Origin of the sequence: Acanthopleuribacter pedis (assembly GCF_017377855.1) — a bacterium.
GTDB lineage: Bacteria > Acidobacteriota > Holophagae > Acanthopleuribacterales > Acanthopleuribacteraceae > Acanthopleuribacter > Acanthopleuribacter pedis.
Genome location: NZ_JAFREP010000076.1, coordinates 1 through 5,507, shown reverse-complemented (window position 1 = coordinate 5,507; position 5,507 = coordinate 1). Strand labels below are relative to the sequence as shown.

The 5,507-nt window shown below is 42.7% G+C and carries 3 protein-coding genes; all 3 read right to left on the bottom strand.

Translation table 11 applies throughout. The annotated features are described in order from the left end of the window. Positions 1-491: 491 nt before the first annotated feature. On the bottom strand, positions 492-1,031 hold the full coding sequence (locus J3U88_RS33780) for a hypothetical protein (protein WP_207863639.1): 540 nt from the start codon (positions 1,029-1,031) through the stop codon (positions 492-494). 24 nt (positions 1,032-1,055) lie between these two features. After that, positions 1,056-4,877: a hypothetical protein gene (locus J3U88_RS33775; RefSeq protein ID WP_207863638.1), complete on the bottom strand. Its 3,822-nt coding sequence runs from the start codon at positions 4,875-4,877 to the stop codon at positions 1,056-1,058. Positions 4,878-5,311: 434 nt separating this feature from the next. Beyond that, positions 5,312-5,507: hypothetical protein (locus tag J3U88_RS33770; protein WP_207863637.1), on the bottom strand; the 196-nt coding region annotated here is incomplete at its 5' end.

Genomic DNA, 5,507 nt, shown 5'->3' with positions numbered 1-5,507 from the left:
ACGAATGAAACCCGGCGATTTCTGTTTTGGCTCGATTCTTAGCTTTCCCAAAGCAACCTCCTGAACCTTTTCCAGGAAGTGTAGCCGTCTCGACGCTTTGCGTCTGAACCCTCGTTGGTAGGCTTACAGAACTCTCGGGTGTTCTACAAGGTCAGTGATCTGGAAAACTTCATCATGGAGTCCGAGCAACTGACCCCATTCATGCCCGCGATGACGATGACGAGCGCCCCGGTCGCGGCGTTCCCCAAACCAAAATCCATTCTGTAGTGTTACTGCACCTGGGGCTTGCTCATTCAAGGGGCAAGCCCTTTATTTCAGAAAAGAACTCAAGAATCGAACCTAACTTCCATGAGAAGGTTAGTAGCCGGCTGGTGCTGTGTATGCTAATTAATAAAAAGTCAGATCATGGATAAAAAACCACCATAGTTTACTGGCTTATTTTGGGACACAAAGAAAGGAGATCAGAAAATCTGATTGTTTCATGTTAGCACTTAGAACAGTCTTTGAAACCAGTTTTGATCTTTCTTCTTTTTATCTTTAGCCCAACCAAGTTGGTACGTCAGGCTTTGAAAATTAGCTTCTTCATAAACATCTTCTTGGAAGAATTTCGAGCCAATAATGGGGCTATCCGAGAAAGAAATATTTTCTTCTAATAGGCAGTGAAAATGAAACTGTTGAAGTTCCTTGCTAAAGGGAAGCTTCACATAGATTGATTCCATGAAGAAGGTCAAAGAGAAGCGCTCCCATGAACCATGATTGCTATTATATAACAAGAGCGACTCTTCTTTCTTTTTTTCCGCAGGTTGTTCAATCACCCCATGCATCTTTCTCCACCAGTACTCAGGCATGACATTATAAGGAAAGCTTGAGTTAAATACAATCGGGAGATTGATTGGATCAGACTCATTTGATGTCTTGGATTTGTTATGTTTCTTTTCGAAGGAGGTTTTATTAACTGAAAGGTAGCAATTAATATTTTTCTCAAAAATCCCATTTTTAAGTACAATAGCTCCTAAAGAATGTTTGTTCATAATAGCACTCCTGATTCATGTAATCTAAGGAACAATAAAAATGCCGTACTTTAATGGATCAAAACCGTCTGATTCTGCGTTTTCATACACTTCTCTGCTTGAATTACCAGAATACACCTTGTACCCATTTCCCTCTTGAGGAACTAACACCACAAACTTTCCTGAAAATTCTCCTATAAGATGATTTATGTTTTTGTAAAAAAATAATTCATTAGGGCTTGCTCCCTCTAAATCACTCGTGATCTCAACGTTTTCGGGGCCTTTGTTAGCGCCTTCAGGCCATGCTTGTTCTTTATACTTTTCTCGTGACATGGATTCAAAAAAAGAGCCAAGATACGAATGCTTTCTTTTGTGCGAGTTTACGCGAAGCTCAACATCGTATTTACTTAAAGTGTACTTTCTTTTCTTTGGTATTTCAAGCTGATCCAATTTGCAAACCTCTTGGTGAAAAAGATGTGATTCCACGAGTATTTTTGAGTGAATGCGATCAATAATTTCACCCTTAGACTGAAGCCCGATATCCAACAGTGAAAACTGAGCAGTAGCCCTGAGTTTGAACATTTTTTTTCTCGCATCAGGCGAGCAAGTAAACAAGCCAAGACTTGGGTGAATCGCGACATCGCCAGTGTCGTTACCAAATTCAGTAGACCACCCGAGGTAAACTTGATCCATATCGAAGAACTCATCTTCTCGATTAGCCGTTCCTTCGGCGCGCGGTTTGTATTGTAGAAAAACAGCATCTTTAACAATGGCAGGCTCAAGCATGGTGAAAATCGCACCATGCAGGTGATTCAGGATCATTAAGGTTTCAAAGAAAACACTATTGCTCATTTCCGCTGATTGTTCATGAAAGTAGATAGTGGACGAATCACGATTAAATCCTGGATTTTGCCAGGTGTCACGATCAATCTTCAGGTACTTCTTGATTCGGAATGAAAGATCAAGCACGACCGAGGATATGGGCTCATAAAAGTTCTTTCTCGTCCAATCAATGCAGCGCCCTCTAAATTCATGATCATCAAGGAGTTCTTTTTTGCGGCAGATTCCCTGCGAGCCCTCTCTAATGAGATCCCAGGCTTTTTCTAGATCATTTACTTCTTCAACCCACATTACCAAATTTACGGTAACCAATAAGCGTTGAATGCAGGATTCAACCTGACGCAAAATATCACCAGCGCTCAGTGATTCAGTCGCACCACCATACAGACTAAACTGAAGCCAAAAACGACGGACATAAGTAACGACCAGGTCGTCGGAAAAAACACACCTCTCCCGCAACGGGTCGAAATAACACGTTGAGTAGAAAGAGAAAACATCTGCAACCACTTCATGCACGAGCGAATATAAGCCTATTGGGTCAGGGATGTTGTACCTATCAGCAAGCTTATGAAGGCCATCCTGCTTAAAAAAGAGCCATTCACAAATCTCTTTCTTTTTATCGTCTCCGTAGTTTTTGTCTTTCGAGTAAATCAAGAATAACTTTTTCACGAAGTTTGAAACTGGTATGGTATGCCCTATCTCGTGGGTAAGGTAAATAAGATTCTCAGGATACAAGATGTGCTTCTTGCTTAAAAATGTACTTGTGCTAAACAAGCTGTTTCGTTGAAAGATACTCGGCTCTTCTGTCTCATGAAGCAGGCTCGCGCGAAGCATCAAACTTGCCGGTTCAAATTTGTAGAAATACCCCAGTAACGCCCGCTGAACTCCTTGAGCAATCAAGAAAAAAGATTGCATCGTTCCTGTGTATTCTACTGGCGACTGGAATGTGTCTTGATCAATCGGCATAGTAGTGTAGCGCTTCAAAAAACCATGCTTAAAGGTTTCCAGAAACGAGGTGAGCTGGTCTTGAAACTGGTCCGATCTCATCGCAGGATACTTCTCTCCAGAATGTGGATCTTCTCCCCACAAGTAATCGTCCTTTAGGTATCGAAGTTCCTGAAAGAAAATCTCAATCTGAAAGACAACGGGAGCAAGCTCAATAAACCCTTCAAACTGCGCCGGATCGTTTATGTAAGAATTGTATAAGTCTACAATGCTTATGAAGCTATCGGTAAGGTGCTTGGGGATTCCAAGCACTTTAAAACGCTTAAAGAGCATTCGGTAAATCCGGCTCAAACGAAACTCATCAAGGTTTACTCTTCTTAAAAACTCGGCTTTCTTACTTCCCGTTGAAAAATTCTCTGTCAGGAGATTCGGCAAAAGGGTTGAACGAGTAGAGGCGTAGAGCAGGGAATCAAAGTCTTTGTTCACCTGGACAATTTCCTGCATTAACTGGATGAACGGAATTTTCTCGTAATTCCGGCGCAGAAAATGACGCCCCAAAACCAAGTCATACTTACTGTGCTCTTCGTTTAAATATCCACTAGCAAAAGAGTACAAGGGGACATCAATGCTCACGCTAAATTTTTGCTCTTCTAACAGATCGCCTTGAGCACTTGAAAAGCGGCTCTCTAGGGCCTGTGCATATTCAACGACTTGACCCCCTCTCTGAATGCAAGTTTGCTCAAGATTGGTTTTCACGTCTTGAGAGTCCTCTAGAGAGGCATTGCGCACTGCCGACAGAGGGAAAAGTCGGTTGAACTCGTCTGGATTCATTTCGCACGGGTTTTGATAAATTGCGCGTTGAATGTTTTCCTTGGACTTATCGAAGTAATAGTACAAAAACAGGTCCAATGGGGTGCCAATAAAGGTACTGCTGTGGACGAATGTTTTTAGCTGAAGAATTTCATCCCAACACTTCTGCCACTCTTCTCTATTGGGAAAGTCGTCCCTTTTGGCAAGTCCTCCGAGTACATCGGCTATCACATGACTTTTTGGAAAGCATCGAAAAAACTCTCTTTTAAATTTGAAGAGCTGAAGGTGCTCTAATAAACAAGTAATTGGAGATTCGTCCTGAATGATTTGCTGCCATTTATGGGCAAATTTTTTGCGTCGTGTAAATTCCTCCGTCAACATGTTCCAGTAAGGATTCATCTCCTCGTTGAGATCTTTTCGACTGGGGCTCTCGCGATGGTCTTGGGAAAAGGCGGCACGTCTGACACCCGAACGCACACGACTTGCAAAAAATCGACTTTTGATCTGCTCCAAGACGCGGGACTCGACCGCTCCACCGAGAGAGGACACTTCTTGAACCGAACAACCAGATATCGCTTTTTTTACGAAATTCAGTACATCACGTTCGTTGGTTGAGTAAATAAAAACATTTACCTCATGGCTGTCAAATGCAATCGAAGGAAGTATCTGTATCCGCTCTCGATCAAATTCTTTCATTATGAGACAGAGGTACTTTATTACATCCCGGAATAATCGAACGCCCCATTCCATTTTGAGCCACAGGTCCATGCGAAAAATCACCTGTGTCTGGATCGGCCAAAGAGGCTGAAAGGAGCTAACCTCTCTCTCGTGGCAAAAATCCCGAAAGAATTCTTTGGGATCGAGAATGCCCATTGCGCGCACTTCGGGATCTTCCAAAAAATCTGGAAAAAGCGAAAGGTGGAAGTGCTGCTTGGTGGTATTAGAAAAAATGGGCAAATTCAGCAGAAGCTCGAAGTCATCAACAAGACAATCACCCCTAAGATCCTGATTCCCAAAGGAAAAACCAAATCGAGGCTTGTATAGGGGTTTCATGTAATCATCAAAAAGCTGGAGTTTTTCACTAGCGTCATCACACTTTGCTTCTAAGTATGATTTGTGGACAGATCGCAATTTTCGAGAATACTGGCGGAGAAATTCTTCGATCTCCACCTTCAAGGGAAGGAAGTTTTTTGGTTTGGCGAGACAGGAAACCGACAGCAAGCCATAATCAAGCACGCCCATCTCGCTCTTTTCAAGCCACTTAGGGGTCAAAATCGCCCTCGCTGTATTTGATTTTTTTCGGGCCTCAGAAAAAAGATTTTCTCAAACGGACTTTCTCAAGTCAATCGTCATTCTTGAACTCATGAAACATTATAAGCTTTCATTTTTGATCCAGAGGCCACCTCTTTCTTTTGAAAACGACTAAAGGACTTGGATTCTTTATTTTTCTTGCGGAGTTACGGTTCATTTTGGCTCAAACTATTTTTATTCTTCAAAGCATTGTCTCATGAGGCTTGATATGTCTTCGTACAATATCATCCGCCACCTCGATAACTGTATTGCCCTCAGCAGGTTGATTCCAAAAAACCTTCTTTCTCTATACCGGAGCATGGAACATGTTTCTTCTTCCCATAGAATGCAATTCGTGCGTGAGTCACGAATACCAACTTCCAAGCAGGATTTGGGCACGGGGAAGCCGCCGGTACTCAGACCGGCGGCGGTGTGACAAATACGCCTTCCACGATGCAACGAAGAGGAGCTTGGGCGTGTATGCCCAATGCCGTTAAGTTAAGAACCAAAACGATAGGAAAATGGGCTAGCGGTTTGATTTGTAGCCAGGCGCGAAAATTTGAATCTTCACGATATATCTGCCTGATGCTCGCCTCTTCGCCGTTCGGCCGG

Excerpts from the sequence above, each read along its gene's own strand:
- J3U88_RS33780 (WP_207863639.1), bottom strand. The coding sequence starts at position 1,031 with ATGAACAAACATTCTTTAGGAGCTATTGTACTTAAAAATGGGATTTTT.